The following is a 16653-nucleotide window of genomic DNA, read 5'->3' as shown; positions in this document are numbered from 1 at the left end:
CCCACCACTCGATGGTGTCCCGTGGAGTGGTGTAGCCGATCATCCGGCGGTCGTGTTGGTGGTGTTGGGTAGTGCGGGGGCGCTTTTGGGGCGCTCGGAGGGGTAGAGCTGATCCATGCTTCCCTCGGGCAGGTAGCGGCGGGGGAAGGCGATCCGTTCGTCGTGCAGCTCGAAGAGCACGGCTGTGACCAGCCGCAGGAGCGCGTCGTCGTTGGGGAATACCTGGACGACATCGGTGCGGCGTTTGACCTCGCGGTTGATCCGCTCCAGCGGGTTGGTGGACTGGATCTTCTTCCAATGTCGCTCGGGGAACGCGGCGAAGGCGGTCAGGTCGTCCTTCGCTTCCAGCAGCATGCCTTTGACCTTGGGGAACTGCTTGCCGAGCATGTCGGCGACGGTGTCGAGCTGGGTGCGGACCGCATCGGCGGTGGGCTGGGCGAAGATCGTGCGGATCGTGGCGGCGGCCATCTCGGCCGCTTCCTTGTTGATCACGCTGAACACGTTGCGCAGGAAGTGAACCTGTAGGGAATTAAGGTGCTGGTTCTGTCGGCGTGTTGGGCTTCGTGGCGGTGCTGGCGAGGAGGGCTTCGGCAGTGCGGTGTGTGACAGGTGCTGGAGGGAAAGTGATTCCGTCTTCTTCCAACAGCGGGCGGACGTCGCGGAAGGCGTTCGTGAGGGTGCCCCTGCTGATCTGGAAGAGCTCGGTGAGGACTTCTCCGGTGCAGACCTTGCGGTCCATGAGGACGGTGGCCAGGACGCGCTCGGCGTCGGTGATCTTCTGCCGGAACACCCCGGCGCGGGTCCCGGGCTGACGGTGCCCGCCGCGCTGTGCGAAGCGCCGTCGTTCGACCAATGCGGCCTGCCGTTTCGAGAGTCGGTCGATCAGGGCATGAAGGTCGGTGCGACTCATGCCGGTCAGCGCCGGGGCGGAGAGCTGTTCCGGCAGCGGGGGCCGGACTTCGGTGGGTGACATTCCAGTGTGCAGGAACGCCACCAGGTGGTCCGGCTTGGTGAACCGGACTGCAGAGAGCCCGACAGTGGTGCCGGTGTCTTCCAGCAGCCGGCGCGTGCCACCGATGGCCTTACTGATCGTGCGATCGCTGAGCGCGAGCATGTCGTACAAGACCTTCTGGGAACAGACCTGCCGCAGGTAGAGCACGGTGATCAGGACCTTGTCGGGGCAGGTCAGCAGGGGGCGGCCATGGTCGCCGGGCGCCTTGCGCCGTCGTCCGCCACGGTGCTGGTAACAGCGTTCTTCCCGCTGTGCGGCCTGCGCGGGAGCCAGCCGGTCGCTCAGCGCAGCCAACTCTTCCCGCGTGATCCCGGTCAGCAGCGGGTCAGCCAGCATCTCCAGGAACTGTGTGCGGGCCGTTTCCCCGGGGCGGCGGACCGCCGCGTGCTCGCTGGGTCCCGGGCCGTCGGGGCGGATGGTGTAGTTCCAGGTTCCGCGCTCGGAGTGCTGCTCGATCGGGAGTGAGTCCAGGTACGTCTTGCTGACCGTGGTGCCTGTGGATTAAGAGCCCGGGGCGAGTTCGGCCTCGACCTGTAGCCCGGTGCGGGTCCGTGTCGCGGCGATAGTCTTGACGACCACTTCGTGGCTGGTCAGCGGGCGGCCGCGCCAATTCATCGCGATATGGGAGAACAAGCGGTGCTCGACCTTGTCCCATTTTGATGTACCGGGCGGAAAGTGACACACCGTGACGGCCAGTCCCATCTCGGCCGCGAAGGCGGCCAGTTCGGACTTCCAGACCCGGTAGCGGTAGCTGTTCGAGCCGCCCGCGTCCGCGGTGATCAGCAGACGAGTGGCGCGCGGGTAGTCATGGCGGCCGGGGGCCTGCCACCAGCGACGGATGGAGGCGACCGCGAAGGTGGAGGTGTCGTGGTCGACGCCGACGTTGACCCAGCCGGTATCGGCGGTCAGGTCGTAGATGCCATAGGGGATGGCCGCGCGGGGTGTCATCGACTTCCGTAAGCATGACGCCTGGCATCTGAAGGGCTTCGCGGTCGGCTCCGAGATGCGTAAGCGGCTGGCGATCACGTCCTCGCTGGACGAGCTCGACGCCGGGCTGCGTGAGCTGGACCTCGACCAGGGCTGGCCGGCGGGCGCCGACGGGCCCCGCGGGCGGACGTCGGGCAACAACCGTGTGGTGCTGCCGGACGGCTGGCTGAACGACCCGTATGACTGCGCGGGCGTCAGCGCGGACGCGGAACTGGACACGTCCGGCGGCTGACGGTCGGCCGGCCTCACGGCGTGGTCCTCGGGGGAGACGCGTCCGGCGTCAGCCGTCCAGGCGGCCCGCGTGGCGCGACAGCGGGGCGATGTCTGCGGAGTTGCTGACGCTGAAGGTCACGCTGCCCGCCACATAGCGGTCGTCGGTCCACTCGATGGGGCGACCCGCGGCCGTGCAGGTGAGGTGGCGCTGGCGGAGCAGCGGGGTGCCGTCGGGTATGCGGAGCAGCCGGGCGTCGTCGCCGCTCGCCGCGAGGGCGTCCAGCAGGTGTTCGCCGTACTGGGCGATGATGCCGTGCTCGTCGGCGATGCTGTTCATGATCGACGGGCAGTCCTCGGGCAGCGCCTCCACGGCCGGTGCGACCCAGCCCGCGTACGCGGTGCGCTCCAGCATGGCGGGCTCGCCCTCCAGGAGCCGCAGCCGTAGCGCGTAGAGGATCTCGGAGCCGGGGGCGACGGTGAGGCGCTCGGACTCGGTGGGGGTCGCGGGGCGGCGGGTGCGGGACAGGAAACGGCTCGACGTCGCGTAGCCCATGGTCTGGGCCCACTGCGCGAAGCTGTTCAACTCCGCGAAGCTGTGGCGGCGTTCGCGGCGCAGGACGATCCGGCGCGCGCCCTGGCGGGAGCCGATCAGACCCTCCGCGACCACTACGGCGATGGCCTGGCGGACCGTGCCGCGCGAGGCCGACCACTCGGCGGCCAGCTCGCTCTCGGTGGGCAGCTGGGCCCCCACCTGATAGGCGCCGCTGAGGATCGACCGGCGCAGTGCGTCCGCGATCTCCAGATAGCGTGCCGTGCCCCCCACGCGGGTGCTCCCTAGCTCTGTACAGCTTCAGCTCTGCCAGCTCTGTCAGCTTCGTGCTGTGTGCGGTCGGGTCGCGGAGTGTTCCGCCTCCCTGTTCACCTTAACCTCGCCGACGCGGCGGGTTCACGGAGCCAATCCAGGGGGAGCGGAGGGCCGTTCGGACCCGCGCGGGAACTTCTGGCAGCGGTGTGCCGAAGGTCATGAGCTGTTAATCCCACGGACAACTGCTCCGGGCGAACTGATGCCAGCTTGTTCAGACAAGCTCCGCCGACGCCGACACCGAAGCGTTCCGGCGGGCTCGCTGGCAAGCGTTGCGTCCCCCGCTTCCTCGTCTCTGGGAGAGACCGTGTTCAGACCCTCCGGCCGTGGCGCGGCCGCGCTGCTCGGTGCCGCCATACTCACCTCGCTCACCGCCTGCGGTGCGGCGCCCGAAGAAGACTCGGCCGACGCCGGCGGCAAGGTGAAGGCCGGCTCCACTGCCTCCGCGTCCGACTTCGGCGGCATGAAGGAACTCGTCGCGGCCGCCGAGAAGGAGGGCAAGCTCAACGTCATCGCCCTGCCCCCGGACTGGGCGAACTACGGCGAGGTCATCAAGGCCTTCGAGAAGAAGTACCCCAAGATCAAGGTCAACAGCGAGAACCCGGACGCCTCCAGCTCCGACGAGATCGCCGCCGTGAAGTCCCGCAAGGGCCAGAAGCGCGCCCCGGACGTCCTGGACCTCGGCATCGCCTTCGCCCGCAGCGCCGCCGAAGAGGGCCTGTTCGCCCCGTACAAGGTCGAGGCCTGGGACGACATCCCGGAGAGCCAGAAGGACGCCGACGGGCGGTACTACAACGACTACGGCGGCTACGTCTCCATCGGGTGCGACGCCAAGCGCATCAAGAAGTGCCCCGAGACCTTCGCCGACCTGCTCAAGCCCGAGTACAAGGGCAAGGTCGCGCTCAACGGCAACCCGACCAAGTCCGGCTCCGCCTTCGGCGGCGTCTACGCCGCCTCGCTCGCCAACAAGGGCTCCTTCGGAGACATCAAGCCGGGTATCGACTTCTTCGCCAAGCTGAAGAAGAGCGGAAACTTCATCCCCGTCGAGTCGACCCCGGCCACCGTCGAGAAGGGCGAGACGCCGATCTCGATCGACTGGGACTACCTCAACGCCGGATACGCCGACCAGTTCAAGGACAAGGGCGTCGACTGGCAGGTCGCCGTCCCCAGCGACGGCGTGTACGCCCAGTACTACTCGCAGGCCATCAACAAGGAGGCCCCCAACCCGGCGGCCGCCCGCCTGTGGATGGAGTTCCTCTACAGCCCCGAGGGCCAGAACCTCTGGCTCAAGGGCTACGCCCGCCCCGTGCTGCTGCCCGCCATGACCGAGGACGGCACCGCCGACAAGGACTTCGCCACCAAGCTCCCCGAGGTCGAGGGCACGCCCGAGTTCCCCGCGTCCGACGAGCTCGACAAGGCCCAGGAAGACCTCGCCGAGAACTGGGACAAGGCCCTCTCCTGATGTCAGTTCCCGCCCCGACCGCCACGTCGGGCACGTCCGCCGCCGACGGCACCAGCACCAGCCGTCGGCGGCGGCGTGGCCCGCGCACCTGGCTGGCCACCGTCCCGCTGCTCGCCTTCACCGGCCTCTGCTTCGGACTCCCGGTCGCCGCCCTGCTGTACGGCGCCTTCACCCGCGACGACCCGGACACCGGTGCGACCTCGTTCACCGGTGAGCATGTCGAACGGTCCCTCCAAGGGCCCTACCTGAACTCGCTGATCGGCAGCGTGCAGCTTTCCCTGCTGGTCGCCGTCATCGGCTCGGTCGCCGGAGTCCTGATCGCCCAGGCCATCGTCACCTCGCGCCGCCAGTGGCTGCGCAGTGCGACCCTCACCGCGTCCGGTGTGCTGGCCAACTTCGGCGGTGTGCCGCTGGCGTTCGCGTTCATCGCGACCCTCGGCATCTCCGGTGTGGTCACCGAGCTCGCCGACCTCGGTGACCTCGGCTGGAACCTGTACTCCTTCACCGGCCTCGCCGTGGTCTACCTCTACTTCCTCACGCCGCTCATGGTGCTCGTGATCATCCCGGCACTCGACGGGCTGCGGCCTCAGTGGCGGGAGGCCGCGCAGAACAACGGGGCGAGCGGCCCGCAGTTCTGGCGGATGGTCGGGCTGCCGGTGCTCGCGCCCTCGCTGATGGGCGGCTTCGTGCTGCTCTTCGGCAGCGCCTTCGCCGCGCACGCCACGGCTGCCGCCCTGGTCGGCGGCTCCGTACCCCTGGTCACCCTGAAGATCGCGGACGCGCTGTCCGGCAACGTCATGGTCGGCCAGGAGAACGTGGCGCTCGCCCTCGGCCTCGACATGATCCTCATCGCCGGACTGGTCATGGCCGTCTATCTGCCCCTCCAGCGACGGAGCGCCCGATGGCTGCACTGACCTCTGCCTCCACCACCCCCACCGCCCCGGCCCCGGTTCAGACCCCTGTTCAGGCGGCGGCGGTACGGAAGACCCGCCGCCCGCGCGTCTGGCGCGGGGCGGTCCTGGGCCTGGCCGGGCTGTACTTCCTGCTGCCGCTGGTCTCGTCCTTCGTCTTCACCGTGCACGTGCCCGGCCAGGGCGTCTCCTTCGAGGCGTACACCGGAATCCTGGGCGAGGAGGGCTTCACGGACAGCCTGCTGCTCTCGCTCGGCCTCGCGGCGGCCACCATCGCGCTGGCCCTGCTGCTCGCGGTGCCCGCGCTGGTCGCGGTGCGCCTCGGGTCGCCCCGGCTGCGGCCGGTCATCGAGGTGATGTGCATGCTGCCGCTGGTCGTGCCACCGATCGCGCTGGTCACCGGCATCACGACGGTGCTGCGCTGGGGGCCGGAGAGGCTGTCCCGTACCCCCCTCTACCAGACCTTCCTCGCCGTCCAGGACGAGAGCTTCCCGCTCGTTCTCGTCTTCGCCTACACGGTTCTCGCGCTGCCGTTCGTCTACCGGTCGCTGGACGCCGGACTGCGCGCCATCGACGTACCCACCCTCGTGGAGGCCGCCCGCAACTGCGGCGCCAGCTGGCCGTACGTCGTCGTCCGGGTCATCCTGCCCAACCTGCGCGCCGCGCTCGCCGGGGCCGCGTTCCTCACCCTGGCCCTGGTGCTCGGTGAGTTCACCATCGCGGCGCTGCTCGGCTACGAGCCCTTCGCGGTGTGGATCGTGACGATCTCCGGCGCCCAGGCGCGGATGTCGGTGGCCGTGTCCGTCCTCAGCCTCTTGATCACCTGGGTGCTACTGCTGGTCCTCTCGCGCGCGGGGACCGGCGCGAAGGCCGCGAACGCGGTGGCCGGAGCCCCCTCCCCGTCCGCCTCCGCGGCGCCCGTGTCCAGCAAGGAGTCGTAAACGCATGTCGGCAACAGCAACAGAGGCGAAGGAGCGGGCCGCCAAGGCCGCCAACGCCGCCGGGAGCGCCGGGACCGACGGCGGTGCCCGCGTCGAGTTCCGCGGCCTGCGCCGGGAGTTCGGCTCCGGTGTCGTCGCCCTCGACGGCCTCGACCTCACCGTCGAACCCGGCGAACTCCTCGCCCTGCTCGGCCCGTCCGGCTGCGGCAAGACCACCGCTCTGCGGGTCATCGCGGGCTTCGAGACGCCCGACGCGGGCGAGGTCCTGGTCGACGGCGAGGACATCACCCGGGTGCCCGCCAACCGGCGCGACGCGGGCATGGTCTTCCAGTCGTACAGTCTCTTCCCCAACCTCAGCGCCCGCGACAACGTCGCCTTCGGCATGCGCGTCCGCAAGGTGCCCGCCGCCGAGCGCGCCGCCCGCGCGAGCGAACTCCTGGAACTGGTCGGCCTGCCCAAGCACGGCGACCGCTACCCACACCAGATGTCCGGCGGCCAGCAGCAGCGCGTCGCCCTGGCCCGCGCGCTCGCCCTCCAGCCGCGCGTGCTGCTCCTGGACGAGCCGCTGTCCGCGCTCGACGCCAAGGTGCGTCTCACGCTCCGCGAGGAGATCCGGCGGCTCCAGCTCTCGCTCGGCATCACGACGATCTTCGTCACGCACGACCAGGAGGAGGCCCTGTCCATGGCGGACCGGGTCGCCGTGCTCAACGCCGGGAAGCTGGAGCAGTGCGCTCCACCGGCGGAGCTGTACGAGCGGCCCGCGACGGCGTTCGTCGCCGAGTTCGTCGGCACGATGAACCGGCTGCCCGGACGGATGACGGACTCCGGGCGGGTCGCGGTCGCGGGCACCGAGATGCCGGTGGACGGAGAGCCCCCGCAGGGTGCCGGGGACGTCGAGGTCCTCGTACGCCCCGAGAACGTCACCGCCACCGCCGACCCCGACGGAGACGCCACCGTGGTCTCGGCGTCCTTCCTCGGCTCGGTGACGCGGGTGCTGCTCGACCTGCCGGGCGGCGTCTCGGTCAAGGCGGACCTGGCGTCGCGGGACGCGGGGGAGTTGACGCCCGGTGTGCGTGTCGCGGTGGGGCTGGCCGAGCAGCCGGTGCTGGTCGTCCCGGCCGGTTCATGAGTACGCGGGTGCTGCCCGCCGCCGTCCTCTTCGACATGGACGGCACACTGGTGGACACGGAGGTCCTGTGGTGGGAGGTGACCGCGGAGGTCGCCTCCGGCCTCGGGTACGCGCTGTCCGACGCGGACGCGGGGGACGTGGTCGGGCGGGCGGTCTCGGACACCGCCGCGCATCTGGCGCGGGCCGCCGGGGTGCGGGACGCGGCGGCGGTCGCCGAGGCGCTGACCGCCGGGTTCTTCAAGCGGGTTGAGGCGGGGGCGCCGCTGCGGCCCGGCGCGCGGCGGCTGCTGGCCTCGCTGGACCGGCATCGTGTGCCGTTCGCGCTGGTGAGCGCCTCGCCGCGGGTGGTGGTCGACTCGGTGGTCGGGGGCGCGCTGGCCGATGTGCCGTTCGCCTTCACGCTGTCCGCGGACGACACCGTACGCACCAAGCCGCACCCCGATCCGTATGTCGCCGCGGCGGCGCGGTTCGGGGCGGCGCCCGGTGCGTGTGTGGCGGTCGAGGACTCGCCGGACGGGACGGCGTCGGCGGAGGCGGCGGGGTGCGGGGTGCTGGTGGTGCCCTCGCTGCTGCCGGTGCCCGAGTCCGAGGCGCGGGTGTTCGCCCTCAGCCTGGAGGAGGTGGATCTCGGGGTGCTGCGGGGGTGTTTGGCCGCGAATGGGCGGGTCCCGGTCAGAGATTGATCCCCCGCCCTGCCCCCTTCCCGAACGGCCTCGCCGGCCCGGCTCAGAGATGTCCTCAATCGCCGACCGGGTTCAAATTGCGCCCACCGCCGTCAGCAGCACCAGCGGTGTCGCAGCCGGTGCCCGAACGCCGTCGCCGCGGCCAGAGGCAGTGTCGTCCCAGGCCAGGGCGGCGCAGCGCGTCGTACGCGTACCTTTCCTAAAGGCTGAGCGGGAGCGGGTCCGGTTGCCAGGACTCGTGCTCAGCCGAACGCCCCGAACGGTGTTGGACGTTCTGATTCCCCGCGTTCGCTCCGCGTCCGGGCGGCACGGATCGGGTCCGTGGTCCGGGAACGCGGGGGCGGGGACCCTCGCGCCCAGGGGCCTCCGGGGTCGGGCCTGGACGGTCCGATGCCCGTGCACATCGCTCTGGTGTGCACGGGGCGGTGTCGTCCGTCGCCGGATCGGGTGCCCTTGGGCACGCCTGCCGATCGCGATGCTCGCGGCGTCGTGGCGGCTGGTCTTGCGCTTGGTGGAGGTGAGGGGCTTTTGCCAGTGCTGCGCACCCCACTTGGACGTGTAGGCGGGATCGACGGCGATGATCGCGATACCCGTGGCGTCAGCCATGGAGGTGAGGCGGGCGCGGAGCTTGCCGGTGGGCATGCCGGAGATCAGCTGCCGAAAGCGGCGTTGGCGTCCGTGCTTCTCGCGGGTCTTCTCCGCTGAGAAGTCCAGATCCTCTACCGCGATGGCTTTGACATCACAGGTCTTCGCCCAGCGCAGCAGCCTGGTGAGGGCGTGCCGGACCTGGGCGTCGCGGTGGTGGCCGAGCCGGACAGGTCGTAGGTGAAGCGGCGGGGTGCCCCGGTCGGGTTGCCGTGCTCGTCGAGGCGCCAGGCGGCCAGATGGTCGGCGTTGGTGTCTATGCCGATCACACCGTGTGCGAGCGCGGTCTCGATGGGGATGGTCGGGGTGAGGGGGAGTGTCCACGACGCGGTCAGGTACCAGCGGCCGCGTGCCATGTCGTAGTGGATGCGGTAGGCCACCGCCCGGTTCGCGGCCACCCGGTCGGCTCACCCCTGGCCGCGGTGCGGGAAGCGCACCTTCGCCGTCAGGACGTAGCGGCCGTGCGCGGCGTTGGCCAACCCGGTGAGCGGGGTGGGGAGCTTGAGGGAGACCTCGCCGTTTGGGGTGACGCGGATAGTCTCGTTGCCGAACCTCTTGCCCGACTCGCCGTCTGCCGACAGGAACCAGCGCTCCGCCTCCCAGAGCTCGCGCCACTCGGCCTCGGTGAGCTGGGCTGTGGTGAGGTGGTGGCGGGTGTTCAGCAGCCGTTTGCCGCCGCGCACCACGTGCACCCGCCCGGCCTGGTAGTCGGCTCGCACAGCGGCGAGGCGGGTCTCCAGGGCAGCCAGACGCCGGGACTTGGCGTGCCACTGCCTCTTCGACCGGTACCCGCCCGGCCCCCACTTCGTACCCTTCTGCCCGATAGGCAGCGACAGGCGATGCCGGATGGTTCTGATCGCGGCTTCCAGGGACTGGACGTGGGCCAGCTGGCCGCGCCGGGCGAGAGCCCATTGGTCATGCGTGGTCTTCGTCACCGACCCCGCCCACCGCGATGACGACTGGGTGGTCAGCTCCCGCTTACGTGCCGGACGTCCATCTGGGCTCCGGCTCTCACCTGCGCTGCCACGGCAAGGGACGCAAGGACCGGTGCACCCCGCTGACCAGCGGCACCGTCCAAGTGCTCAAGACCTGGCTCAAGGAACGAGGCGGCGAGCGAAGCGATCCGCTGTTCCCGACCCGCCGCGGCACCCCGCTCAGCCGGGACGCCGTCGAACGCCTCGTCGCCAAGCACACCCGGACCGCCGCAGTCACCTGCCCGTCCCTGGCCGACAAGCACGTCACCCCGCACACCCTGCGGCACAGCACCACAATGGCACTCCTGCACGCGGGAGTTGACATCTCCGTGATCGCCCTCTGGCTCGGCCACGAATCAACTGAAACAACACAAATCTATCTGCACGCCGACACGAGCATCAAAGAACGAGAGCTCGCGCGCACGGCTCCCCCCGGCAGCACCCCCGGACGTTTCGCCGCCCCGGACAACCTGCTGGCGTTCCTCCAGACGCTCTGAGCCGAGAGCACGGGTTATGCCGACCGTTCCGAGGCTGGCGCAGAGATCACCATGCTGTCGCCGCCGCAGTCGGTATAACCCGGCGCACGGCATAAGCCGACGACTTCATCGTGCTCGTGCACAGGACGAAGCCCGAGGCAGAAGCGCTCAAGGCAGAGATCGGCGAGCTGCTGGCCCGCCGCCGAACCACGCGGGTGCAGCGGCGGGGATCAGATCTTCTCGGCGGTCACACGGATGTGGTCGGTGGTGAGCATGGTGATGTCCTCGACGTCGGACGTCAGGATGGTGACTCGGCCTGGCTGGGCGAGGGCGGTGGCGCAGAGCATGGCGTCGATGGCGTACTTGTGGCCGTGCAGCCCGGCCGTGCGCAGCAGGCCGGCGGCGGACTGGGCGAGGGCCTGGGTGACCGGCTCGACTCGCAGTCGGGACAGCGTCCACTTCAGCGCGGCGTCGTTGATGCGGGGATGGATCACCTCGACGAGGACCGCGGCCGAGGTGATCACCGGAAGGTCGGCGTCGCGGGCGGCGGTGAGCCACTCGTGGACTTCGCGGTCGCGCTGCACGGCCTTGGCCAGGCCCTCACTGTCCAGGATCAGAGTGCCGCTCACGCGGCCGCCCCGGCATCGGAGGAGGTGCCGCCGGTGAGCTTCGCCCGCTTGGCGGCTACTGCCTCCGGGTCGGCGGGGCCGAGGTTCTTGTCAAAGTCGGCGATCAGCTCGTCCAGGTTGTCCCGCTCGATCTGCCGCTGCGCGGCTTTCTCCAAGAACGCGGACACACCCCGCTTGCCGACCCGCTCACGGATCGCTTGCAGGGTGCCGGCCGTGAGGGAGACGGAGATGCCGCTGGTGGGGCCGTCGCCGGGCGGAAAGTCGGTGTCGTCGTCAGCCATGGGACATATATAGCATTTCAAATGCTATACGGCGAGCTCTTTGCCGGTCGATCCCGGAGGCCCCCTGCGGGGGGCCTGGCGTGCGTCGAGAGTGTGCACGTAGCGCGCATAGCGCACGCAATGCACAATGATCTTGAATCCGATTTGCGTCGCACGCGTCGCTGACCTGCTGTTTTCCTCGACCTGTTTTCTGTTGACATGTTTGCGATGATGCATCATGTGGAGTGGTGGCGATCTTGGAGCCGACCGCAGAGGGCTCCTGGCCTGCGATTTTACCCCTGCACATTATGTGCGGTATGGGCGTTACAGGCGATATCTTGACGCTGAAATGACGCTCGTGACGCTCGTTCTGATGGCGTGTCGGGTGCGTCGGCGGGCTGGCTGGTCAGGCCACTGGAGCAGTGTTGGCGAGCGAGGAGCTCTTCTTTTCGCCACCTCAGCGGCGATCGTCCGCGCTGATAGAACGTCGTCAGACTGCAGGCTCGAGGGAGGTCAGTTCCTCAGAGCGTGGACGCCCGAAGTGCTTGCCGAGCTCTACCTTCGAGGCGTGGCCTGGCTGCCCGGAGGAGTCGGACGTTGGCCGTATCGCCCGTGAGAGGCCAGTTTGCCCAGTGCCGTGGGGATATTTCCACGGCACCGTACTTGCCCCTCGCTCGGCTTCCCCGGGCTCCCGTTTCCGGTGGTCGGCCGGACGCGATCAGTCGATGTCCGGATCATCGGACTCTTCGAGGAGTCGGGTCGCGAGGTCGTCGGCCCACTCCACGGCCCAGTTACGAAGAGCGGTGATGGTGGCCTGGCCCAGGCCGTAGGCGGCGAAGGCTTCGTCATCGGTCCACTCGGCTCCGGCGAGGTTGCCCGCAGGTCTTCGCGCTCGAAGCGGCCGCGGGCGTGACGGCGGCCGAATTCTTCGAGATCGGCGGTGTTCCAGCGGCGGGAGGCTGCGAACACGTCGATCAGGTCACGGGGCGCTCGACGGTCGGCGAGGGCGCGGACCTTGGTCCCGATCACGTCCTCCTCCGCGAGGACGGGCCCGTACGGGCTCTGGGCGACCGGCCGCCAGAAGATCTCCTTGAGGATGTCGACCTCGCAGTCCTGCCCGGTGGCCGGGTCGGTCACGGTGAAGCGGGCGGAGAGCGGGGCGGTCTCCAGCGCGTGCACCTTCCAGCCGCGGGCTTCCAGGCCGGCGCGCAGCGTAGCCGCGATGTCGGCCATGGGCGCCGGGTTCTCGGTGGCGACATCGAGGTCCTGGCTGGGGCGGTTCACGAGGCGGTGCGCCCGCACGGCATAGCCGCCGGTGAGGACCAGGGGGTACGGGGAGCCGAGGGCGATCACATCCGCCAGGAGCCGTGTGTGCAGCTCCGGCATGTCCGTCACGCGGCTGCCTGGGTGCGGGAGGCGAGCTGGGGGAAGGCGTCTTCCCATACCGTGCGCACGGTGCGGCCGACGAGGGTGCGCAGCACCGGCCACAGCTGGAGGAGCAGGTCCCGGTCGAGGTAGCGGGGCAGGTCCTCGCGCAGCCCCTCGTGCAGGACGGTGCGGTACAGGCCCATACGCTGGCGTGGCTTGCCCAGGTCGTACGAGGTCATCCCGGACCAGGCCATGTGCAGCGGCAGCTCGACGACCCCCTGGGTCGGGCCGTGCAACTCGTCCAGCGACTCCGGCAGACGGCACCGGAACTTCTCCCGGTACAGCGCGAGGTCCTCGGCGTCCGCGCCCGAGAGGTTCTTCGACGCGGGTGCGGGGTGGTGCGGGCATCGACGGGAAGGTGGTCGCCTTCGCCGAGGAGGAGCGCTTCTCCCGCCGCAAGCACCACAAGGACTCCCGCTCCTGCGCGGTGGCCGCGGCCTACTGCCTGTCCGAGGCCGGCATCACCCTGGCCGACGTTGACGAGATCGCCATCGCCTTCAACCCGGCCTGGCCTACGCCGAGCAACATCTGCACGGACGCCGAGCTGATCGCCGAACTCCTCGACCCCGCCCTGTTCGGCCACCACCGGCCCCGGCAGGTCACCGTGGTCGAGCACCACCTCGCGCACGCCGCCTCCGCCTTCCACCCCAGCGGCTTCGACGAGGCCGCCGTCCTGGTGGTCGACGGCTCCGGCGACGGCGTCTTTGCCACCCTCGCCCACGGCACCGCCGACGGACTGAAGGTCCTGCGCCAGTTCCCGTTCAGCCAGTCGCTGGGCTGATTCTACGAGACCGTCGCCGAACACCTCGGACTCGGCAACTGGACCAGCTCCGGCAAGCTCATGGGCCTGGCCGGCTACGGCAACCCCGACCGCTACACCCTCGACTTCCTCACCGCCCGCGCTGGCGGCTCGTCGAGAAGGAGCTGAGCGACGTCATCGTGACGGCCGCAGTGGCACTTGCCACCATCAGCCCGGACCCGGAGAAGGCGCTCGCCGGCCGTGTCCAGGGCCTGCTGGCGCGCCTCAGCCTCGACTGACCCGGGCCGGCCGCCACGCAGAAGGGCCCGCACAGCTGCTGCTGTGCGGGCCCTCCTTTCTGCTCCCGACTTTGCAGGTGCGCACTTCTGGCTGATCGTCTCCCGGTCTCCTGGGTGGGAGACGAGTGGGAGACGATCATGGCGTGGTGCTGCAATCAGGCGCTAGGAAATGCTAGATAGCGCTACCTGTGTGGCCCGGTTTCAGCCGCCGGATTCGCCCGCGTGCGGGCTGAGCACACCGGCTCCCACCAGCACGAACAGCAGGATTCCGAGCAGGATCCGGTAGATCACGAACGGCATGAAGCTCTTCGTAGTGATGAATTTCATGAACCAAGCGATCACCGCGTACCCCACGCCGAAGGCGACGATCGTCGCGAAGACGGTCGGACCCCATGCCACATGTCCCTCGCCCGCGTCCTTGAGCTCGAAGAGCCCGGATGCCAGCACGGCCGGGATCGCCAGCAGGAACGAGTAGCGGGCCGCCGCCTCACGGGTGTAGCCCATCAGCAGGCCGCCGCTGATCGTCGCACCCGAGCGGGAGACGCCGGGGATCAGGGCCATCGCCTGGCATACGCCGTAGATCAGACCGTCCCGCACGCTCAGGTCCTTGAGCGACTTGCGCTCCTTGACCACCCGGTGCCGGCCGCCCGCCTCGTCACGGGCGGCGAGCCGGTCCGCGATGCCGAGGACCACGCCCATGACGATCAGGGTCGTGGCGATGAGCCGCAGATCGCGGAAGGGGCCCTCGATCTGGTCCTTGAGCGTGAGGCCCAGCACACCGATCGGGATCGAGCCGACGATCACCAGCCAGCCCATCTGGGCGTCGTGGTCGCTGCGCATCGCCTTGTTGGTGAGCGAGCGGAACCAGGCCGAGAGGATCCTCGCGATGTCCTTGCGGAAGTAGATGAGCACGGCCGTCTCCGTGCCGATCTGGGTGATCGCGGTGAACGCGGCCCCGGGATCGTGCCAGCCGGCGAACGCGGCGGTGAGCCGCAGATGCGCGCTGGAGGAGATGGGAAGGAACTCCGTCAGCCCCTGGACCAGCCCGAGGATGAATGATTCGAACCAAGACATGAAAACTACGCCACCCAAGAGCTGATCACGGTCTGTCAGACGCGCGCGAAGCACATGACCCGTGAGACACGACTCACGTACGTCATCGGGCCGGCGCCGGGTGGCAGCGTAGCGTCCCAAAATGACGGGCTCGCAGGAGGCCCTGCGGGAGGCTCTGCGACGGTCCCCGCGGGAGGCCCGCCGCACCGGCCCGAGGAGCGGTCCGCGGCAGGTCAGCGATCGGCGCCGCGGAGCCGGTGGCGCTTGGTCCAGGCGACCGCGGCCGCCGCCGCCCCCGTCACCACGATGAAGCCCATCGCGATCAGGAACGCAGGCGACGTCGGCGATCCGGCCCGGCTGCCGGCCACCACGTACGCCGCGGTGTTGGGAATCGATCCCAGACCCGTCGCCAGGAGGAACGGCAGATAGCCCATACGGGACACGGCCGCGCAGTAGTTGCCCGCGGCGAACGGCACACCCGGGAACAGCCGGATCGCCAGCATCGAACGGAAACCGTGCCGGCTGAGCTGTCCGTCGGCCGCCTTCAGCCAGCGGCCCCGCAGGAGCGGCCGCAGCGCCTCCTGGCCGAGCAACCGGCCCAGTGTGAAGGCGATTCCGGCCCCCAGCACCGTGCCCGCGATCGCCCCCACGAGCCCTGCCTGAGAGCCGAACAGCGCGCCCGCCGCCAGATTCAGAATCGGCCGCGGCACGAACGCGGCGGTGCACACCCCGTATCCGACACCGAACAGCACCACGGCCGCCGCACCGCTCAACTGCGGTGGCCAGCCTGCCGAGAGCAGCCTCTGCGGCTCGTACAGCACGACCGTCACCGCCGCGGACGCCAGCAGCGCCGCGAGCAGGGACAACCGCGACCAGGGCGAGAACAGGGCCCTGGTGCAACGGATGGCGAGACCGGATGCCGGCCTGGGGACGGGGTCGAGCATCCGGGGAGACTAACCGACAGCCGCATGTGATCGCCGTAATCTGTGCCGTATGACGCATGCCGTACCGCGCAGCGAACTCGCCGACACCATCATGGAGCGGCTCACGCGCGTGTACCCGGAAGCGGCGGACGCCGGCAGAGCGGCGCAGGCCGCCGCGTACATGAAGGGCGTCGCTCCCTTCCTCGGCATCACCACTCCCGAGCGCCGTGCACTGTCCCGTACGGTCCTCGACGGAATGCCGCGGCCGACCGAGGCCGACTGCACGGCCATCGCGCTGCGCTGCTGGGCCCTGCCCGAGCGCGAATACCACTACTTCGCCGCCGACTTTCTGCGCCGCCATGCCGGCCGGTGTTCCTCCGGCTTCCTGCCCGTGGCCCGCCGGCTCGTCGTCACGGTGCCCTGGTGGGACACCGTCGACGTACTGGCCGTCCATGTCGTCGGACCACTTGTCGCCGCGGATCCGTCTCTGCGGTGCGTCATGGACGAGTGGATCGACGACGAGAACCTGTGGGTCGCCCGCACGGCACTCCTTCACCAGCTGCGCTTCCGGCGGGCCACCGACAGCCAACGGCTGTTCCAGCACTGCCTGCGCAGGGCCGACCATCCCGACTTCTTCATTCGCAAGGCGATCGGCTGGGCGCTGCGGGAGTACGCGAAGACCGACCCGGACGCGGTGCGGGACTTCGTCGCGGGAGCGCGCGACTGCTTGTCGCCGCTGTCCGTCCGCGAGGCGACCAAGCACCTCTGACGGGCGCCGGCGGCCGGAAAGCCGGCTCTTCGCCGTCGGCAGGGCGTCGTGCGGCCGATCCCGACCTGCCTGCTGCATGAGGGCGAGCAGCCCCACGACCTCCGGGTGGTCGATCGCGGCCGCGAGCCGGCGGGTGAGCCGGACGGCCTCGGCGGGGAGGTCGACGTCGCAGGAGCAGCCCTCGTTGAAGACCAGGTACAGGACGCGCAGCACGGTGGCGACGTCGCCGGGCCGGTCGAGCCGCACGCCGGGGACGGT

The 16653-nt window shown here is 69.8% G+C and carries 14 protein-coding genes and 6 pseudogenes; 9 read left to right on the top strand and 11 right to left on the bottom strand.

Features of this window, described 5'->3' with window-relative positions; genetic code table 11:
• Positions 1–39: 39 nt before the first annotated feature.
• Both ACZ4SA_RS24860 and ACZ4SA_RS24855 read right to left on the bottom strand, forming a co-directional pair.
• Positions 40–522 (bottom strand): annotated as a pseudogene (locus tag ACZ4SA_RS24860) (transposase); the annotation flags it as partial.
• A 7-nt stretch (positions 523–529) separates the two neighbouring features.
• A pseudogene (locus ACZ4SA_RS24855) lies at positions 530–1948 on the bottom strand (ISAzo13 family transposase); the annotation flags it as partial.
• On the opposite strand from ACZ4SA_RS24855, the pseudogene ACZ4SA_RS24850 reads away from it, so the two are divergent.
• Positions 1938–2231 (top strand): annotated as a pseudogene (locus ACZ4SA_RS24850) (tRNA dihydrouridine synthase DusB); the annotation flags it as partial. The pseudogenes ACZ4SA_RS24855 and ACZ4SA_RS24850 sit on opposite strands and share 11 nt — an antisense overlap.
• Before the next feature lie 48 nt (positions 2232–2279).
• On the opposite strand, the gene ACZ4SA_RS24845 reads toward ACZ4SA_RS24850, so the two are convergent.
• Entirely contained in the window at positions 2280–3035 is a 756-nt protein-coding gene (locus tag ACZ4SA_RS24845) for a GntR family transcriptional regulator (protein ID WP_468278339.1), read from the bottom strand.
• Between the two features lie 346 nt (positions 3036–3381).
• On the opposite strand from ACZ4SA_RS24845, the gene ACZ4SA_RS24840 reads away from it, so the two are divergent.
• From ACZ4SA_RS24840 to ACZ4SA_RS24820, 5 genes are read left to right on the top strand one after another with little or no spacing between them, the layout of a single operon-like run.
• Entirely contained in the window at positions 3382–4536 is a 1155-nt protein-coding gene (locus ACZ4SA_RS24840) for an ABC transporter substrate-binding protein (protein ID WP_468278337.1), read from the top strand.
• Positions 4536–5450 carry an ABC transporter permease gene (locus ACZ4SA_RS24835; RefSeq protein ID WP_468278335.1) on the top strand — a complete coding sequence of 305 codons (915 nt, stop codon included), beginning with the start codon at positions 4536–4538 and terminating at the stop codon, positions 5448–5450. Before ACZ4SA_RS24840 ends, ACZ4SA_RS24835 begins: the two co-directional genes overlap by 1 nt.
• Positions 5438–6388, top strand: a complete 951-nt coding sequence (locus tag ACZ4SA_RS24830; RefSeq protein ID WP_468278332.1) for an ABC transporter permease — start codon at positions 5438–5440, stop codon at positions 6386–6388. Before ACZ4SA_RS24835 ends, ACZ4SA_RS24830 begins: the two co-directional genes overlap by 13 nt.
• Positions 6389–6392: 4 nt before the next feature.
• Positions 6393–7517 carry an ABC transporter ATP-binding protein gene (locus tag ACZ4SA_RS24825; RefSeq protein ID WP_468278329.1) on the top strand — a complete coding sequence of 375 codons (1125 nt, stop codon included), beginning with the start codon at positions 6393–6395 and terminating at the stop codon, positions 7515–7517.
• The gene (locus ACZ4SA_RS24820) at positions 7514–8200 is read left to right on the top strand and encodes an HAD family hydrolase (RefSeq protein WP_468278327.1); all 687 of its coding nucleotides are present in this window, start codon (positions 7514–7516) and stop codon (positions 8198–8200) included. The genes ACZ4SA_RS24825 and ACZ4SA_RS24820 overlap by 4 nt, the downstream gene beginning before the upstream one ends.
• Before the next feature lie 199 nt (positions 8201–8399).
• Here the strand turns inward: ACZ4SA_RS24820 and ACZ4SA_RS24815 are convergent.
• Positions 8400–9831, bottom strand: a pseudogene (locus tag ACZ4SA_RS24815) (nuclease/transposase family protein); the annotation flags it as partial.
• Here ACZ4SA_RS24815 and ACZ4SA_RS24810 point away from each other — a divergent pair.
• Positions 9798–10316 carry a tyrosine-type recombinase/integrase gene (locus ACZ4SA_RS24810; protein ID WP_468278325.1) on the top strand — a complete coding sequence of 173 codons (519 nt, stop codon included), beginning with the start codon at positions 9798–9800 and terminating at the stop codon, positions 10314–10316. The pseudogene ACZ4SA_RS24815 and the gene ACZ4SA_RS24810 overlap by 34 nt on opposite strands.
• 209 nt (positions 10317–10525) lie before the next feature.
• Here ACZ4SA_RS24810 and ACZ4SA_RS24805 read toward each other — a convergent pair whose 3' ends face one another.
• From ACZ4SA_RS24805 to ACZ4SA_RS24790, 4 genes and pseudogenes are all read right to left on the bottom strand, one after another.
• Positions 10526–10924: a PIN domain-containing protein gene (locus ACZ4SA_RS24805; protein WP_468278323.1), complete on the bottom strand. Its 399-nt coding sequence runs from the start codon at positions 10922–10924 to the stop codon at positions 10526–10528.
• Positions 10921–11205, bottom strand: a complete 285-nt coding sequence (locus tag ACZ4SA_RS24800) for a hypothetical protein (RefSeq protein ID WP_027732784.1) — start codon at positions 11203–11205, stop codon at positions 10921–10923. The genes ACZ4SA_RS24805 and ACZ4SA_RS24800 overlap by 4 nt, the downstream gene beginning before the upstream one ends.
• 697 nt (positions 11206–11902) lie before the next feature.
• Positions 11903–12570 (bottom strand): annotated as a pseudogene (locus ACZ4SA_RS24795) (nucleotidyl transferase AbiEii/AbiGii toxin family protein).
• A 5-nt stretch (positions 12571–12575) separates the two neighbouring features.
• Positions 12576–12896 (bottom strand): hypothetical protein, encoded by a 321-nt coding sequence (locus ACZ4SA_RS24790; protein ID WP_468278451.1) that lies wholly within the window; start codon positions 12894–12896, stop codon positions 12576–12578.
• Between the two features lie 44 nt (positions 12897–12940).
• Here ACZ4SA_RS24790 and ACZ4SA_RS24785 point away from each other — a divergent pair, with 44 nt between their 5' ends.
• Positions 12941–13393 (top strand): carbamoyltransferase N-terminal domain-containing protein, encoded by a 453-nt coding sequence (locus tag ACZ4SA_RS24785; RefSeq protein WP_468278320.1) that lies wholly within the window; start codon positions 12941–12943, stop codon positions 13391–13393.
• 458 nt (positions 13394–13851) lie between these two features.
• On the opposite strand, the gene ACZ4SA_RS24780 is transcribed toward ACZ4SA_RS24785, so the two are convergent.
• The gene (locus ACZ4SA_RS24780; protein ID WP_468278449.1) at positions 13852–14724 is read right to left on the bottom strand and encodes an undecaprenyl-diphosphate phosphatase; all 873 of its coding nucleotides are present in this window, start codon (positions 14722–14724) and stop codon (positions 13852–13854) included.
• Between the two features lie 212 nt (positions 14725–14936).
• Complete coding sequence (locus ACZ4SA_RS24775) at positions 14937–15647, bottom strand: TVP38/TMEM64 family protein (protein ID WP_468278317.1); 711 nt, start codon at positions 15645–15647, stop codon at positions 14937–14939.
• 49 nt (positions 15648–15696) lie between these two features.
• Between ACZ4SA_RS24775 and ACZ4SA_RS24770 the strand changes: the two genes are divergently transcribed.
• Positions 15697–16395 carry a DNA alkylation repair protein gene (locus tag ACZ4SA_RS24770; RefSeq protein WP_468278314.1) on the top strand — a complete coding sequence of 233 codons (699 nt, stop codon included), beginning with the start codon at positions 15697–15699 and terminating at the stop codon, positions 16393–16395.
• Positions 16396–16527: 132 nt separating this feature from the next.
• Here ACZ4SA_RS24770 and ACZ4SA_RS24765 read toward each other — a convergent pair.
• Positions 16528–16608 (bottom strand): annotated as a pseudogene (locus ACZ4SA_RS24765) (RNA polymerase subunit sigma); the annotation flags it as partial.
• Positions 16609–16653: the final 45 nt, after the last annotated feature.

This window comes from Streptomyces sp. NPDC027962 (genome assembly GCF_055566095.1).
Note: the sequence above shows the minus strand (reverse complement) of the source record. Positions and strands in the feature narration are given on the sequence as shown.